The 3,723-nt window shown below is 39.4% G+C and carries 2 protein-coding genes; both read left to right on the plus strand.

Annotation, left to right across the window (positions count from 1 at the left end):
- The first annotated feature begins 484 nt into the window (after positions 1–484).
- Positions 485–1,828, plus strand: a complete 1,344-nt coding sequence (locus tag DWX29_RS12330) for an MATE family efflux transporter (RefSeq protein ID WP_118565968.1) — start codon at positions 485–487, stop codon at positions 1,826–1,828.
- Between the two features lie 441 nt (positions 1,829–2,269).
- The gene (locus DWX29_RS12340) at positions 2,270–3,343 is read left to right on the plus strand and encodes a hypothetical protein (protein ID WP_118565969.1); all 1,074 of its coding nucleotides are present in this window, start codon (positions 2,270–2,272) and stop codon (positions 3,341–3,343) included.
- Positions 3,344–3,723 lie beyond the last annotated feature (380 nt).

Genomic DNA, 3,723 nt, shown 5'->3' on the forward strand with positions numbered 1-3,723 from the left:
TCAGAGGATGAAGAACTTCATCTTCTTATGGTTGATAACCATATTCCAGCAGGTGCAAAGCTCTATTAAGATGATGTAATTATATGAAAGTCAGTTACTCTGTGCCTATGGCACTCCCGCAACTGCCAACTGCATTCGTAATCCGGGCAATTGCCCTTCTTACTCATACAGTTTAGCCTGCCCGATATCCATGAATTCGTTCATGCAAGCATGACTCATTCATGGCTGCCGTTCAGGATTTTCATAGTAAATAGACGGGATGTACTTCATTTGATAAAAAACTAAAAAACAGTGATTTACATCAAACTTACATCAATTGATGCAGAAATCGGTGCAAGCAAGAAAAAAACGCATAATTAGTGCAATGAGTGGGCAATTCCAATCGGAGTTGCCCATTTTTAAAACAAACAGAAATACAAATCTAAATTTGAGAAGGTAAGTGAATGGGATACCACGATACAAGATACCATGGAGGAATATGATAATGTCGAAAGATGAGTATTTGATAACCGATGCGCCCCTCAAAGCGTTGACGGTTTTTGCAATGCCAATGATTCTAGGGAGCTTTTTTCAGCAAATATATAACATGGCCGACTCCATTATTGTCGGTCAGTTTGTTGGTTCTTCTGCACTTGCAGCTGTCGGTGCCTGTGCAGCATTGACCAATGTGTTCATTTGTGTGGCACTGGGAGCCGGCGTCGGAGCCGGTGTGCTTGTGAGCCGTTATTTCGGAGCCAGGGAGTATGGCAAAATGAAAACAATCGTGTCAACCTCCTTGATTAGCTTTTTGCTTCTAAGTATAGTCCTTGGTGTTTTTGGCTTTTTCTTCTCCAGCTCGATGATGAGTGGACTGCAAACCCCTGCCGACATACTGGATGATGCAGTACTGTATCTGCGGGTCTATTTTGTGGGCTTTCCGTTTCTGTTTATGTATAACATTCTTTCTACCATGTTCACCTCAATCGGCGAATCCAAAATTCCGCTAGGACTGCTGATTTTTTCTTCTGTCCTGAATATTTTTATGGACCTTTGGATGGTTGCCGGGCTTGGTCTGGGCGTGTTCGGTGCCGCTCTTGCAACCTTGATTGCCCAAGGCATTTCCGCCGTATTTTCCCTTTTGGTTTTTCTTCATCGGATGCGGCGATACGAGAGCCCGTTTCAACGATTTGACTGGCGGGAGCTGCAATCCATGCTGCAAATTGCCGTGCCCTCGATTCTTCAGCAATCTACGGTGTCCATCGGTATGCTGATCGTGCAGGCAGTTGTAAATCCCTTCGGCACACAGGCGCTGGCAGGCTATTCGGCGACAATGCGAGTAGAGAATGTGTTCTCTTTGATTTTTGTCTCCATCGGCAATGCAGTTTCGCCGTATGTTTCCCAGAATCTTGGCGCAAATAAAACTCAGCGTATCAAAAAAGGCTACCATGCTGCGCTGGTGCTGGATCTGTGCTTTGCAGCCATTGCGTTTGTGGCCATTGAAGCGCTGCACACGCAGATCTCCTCACTGTTCTTAGGAAAAGACGGAACAGCGTTAGCATATCAGGTATCCGGTGATTATATGAGGTGGATTGGTTACTTTTTCATCTTCATGGGTATCAAGATGGCAACCGATGGAGTCCTTCGCGGTCTCGGAATTATGCGTCCATTCCTCGTTGCAAACATGGTGAACCTTGCAATTCGTCTGTCCGTTGCCCTAATCTGTGCACCGCGTTTCGGTATTGCCTTTGTCTGGCTTGCTGTACCGGCTGGTTGGCTTGCAAACTTTTTAATCTCCTATGTGGCTCTCAGAAGATCATGGCCGACTGATAAAATGGCATCCATTAGTTAACTTCCAGTTTGCCAACCTGCCCTTTGAGAGAGGAGAAATCCCTTTCTCAAAGGGCTTTTTCTATTTATACGGATATTTGCAAACTACAAGATAAAGCCAAAACTTCATATACTCTAAGCACAAGGAGGTTGAGGTTTGGCTAAATATTAAGGTCATTCAAGACGCACTCGGACATTCAGATATTTCAACTACACTGAACATCTATGCTGATGTTACAAAAGAAATGAAAGAGGCAGAGTTCAAAGGATTGAATAGCTACTTCAAAGTATAATATTGGACTTCACATACAGAAAGAGAACATACAGAGTGTTGTGTGTTCTTTTTTTTGCGGAAACTAGAAATAGTTGTCTCGATAAAAGTGTGATAGAATGGGAGAAGAATAAATGATTGATTATAGAAAGTATATGAAATAGATGTTATGTGACAAAGAGGAAAGCTATTATGGAAAACAAACTGCGAAAAGCAATAGAGGAATGGGTTGAATATCGGATTGAGCAAAACAAGGAATTAGAAAAGAAATATCCACCTAATCCACCGAATGATGTATGTAAAACGGCTTATATGAAAGGGCTTTTAATTGAAAATAGTTTTGAACCTGAAGTTGGCGAGATGAATGAATTATTTGAAGTAGAGCATGAAAAAGTATTCGTATGGACACATGAAAAAGATAGAAATTCATCTATCATAATTAAAGTAGACCCGGAAGTTAAGGATATGCCATTTTGGAAAAATATTGCAAGCATTATGTGGCTGGCTATGCAATATGCAAATTCTTTTGAGAGGATTTCAGCAGATTGGTATGAATATAGATGGATATATTATTTTGATTCTAATAAAAACTTAGCAGAACAAGTATTCAATAACCTCGAACAGTTTGATAGTGTAAACTTAACAAATGGAAGAATCATAAAAGCGACTGATATTGGAAATCTCGCACCGGAAATAGAGCTAATGATACGTGATGATAAGGCATATACGGCGATGATGATGTTGAGCAATTCATTTATACAACATTATATTTGCTTGATTTGTGAGTTGAGTAGTTATCCATATCATGACCATTTGGCGGAAGAACCGGAAATATGGGAACATGCAGCAATAATCCCCAATATGGAAGTGGCAGTAGTTCAAGCGTGTAGGAGTGTAGAAGGAATATTAGGAGAACCACCTAATTCCCAAAAGCAAGGAGCGGTAATGAAACATAAAAAAAGATGGGAGGAATTAACAGGAATTAATCCAGATAGCATATTTGAAAAAGCAAATATGTCATATTGGGATTTTTATTACAAATTATTTTTTGAACTAAGAAATCCATCAGCACATAGTTATGGGAACATCAATTATAAATTGGAAAAGGCAAAAACCGTTCAAGCACAATGTTTTGCTGCAATTATTGTTCGTGATTATTTTAATAAGCATGTGTTAGAATTAAAAGAGGCTCAGAAAAAACTGAATTTTAATTTAAGCTTACTTGATAGAGTAAGTGATGTAATGAGTACAAAAATAACAAAATAACTCCCGATAATTTGATTAGCATGTTAAAAGCAATTAGGCGACAGAAGTGAAAAGCAATTATGATAGAAGTAACTGAATTGAGGAAGGAACAAGATGGATTGACTTTGTAAATAAAAGAAGTTATAATTTGATGCAGATTACTATATGTTTTCCTATTTGATTATCACCCTACATCATTTACATCAAATTTTACATCATTTGCCCGCAAAATGACTCAAAGAAGGGCAAAGATATAGAGGAGGCGATAATTTGGAAATAAGTAATTTATACAGTACGAGTACCATCTTGGTCGAGTATGAAAGAACCACAAAAAAAGTCCCGACAATGAAGAGCTTAGACAGCCCTGTTAAGGAAAATAAGGCAGCTAAGAGTGATGAAGC

The sequence above is a fragment of the Eubacterium sp. AF19-12LB genome (assembly GCF_003479125.1).
Lineage (GTDB): Bacteria > Bacillota > Clostridia > Lachnospirales > Lachnospiraceae > Eubacterium_U > Eubacterium_U album.

What these genes read in the sequence shown, in the direction of transcription:
- DWX29_RS12330 (WP_118565968.1), top strand. Translation starts at nt 485, where the DNA reads ATGTCGAAAGATGAGTATTTGATAACCGATGCGCCCCTCAAAGCGTTG.
- DWX29_RS12340 (WP_118565969.1), top strand. Translation starts at nt 2,270, where the DNA reads ATGGAAAACAAACTGCGAAAAGCAATAGAGGAATGGGTTGAATATCGG.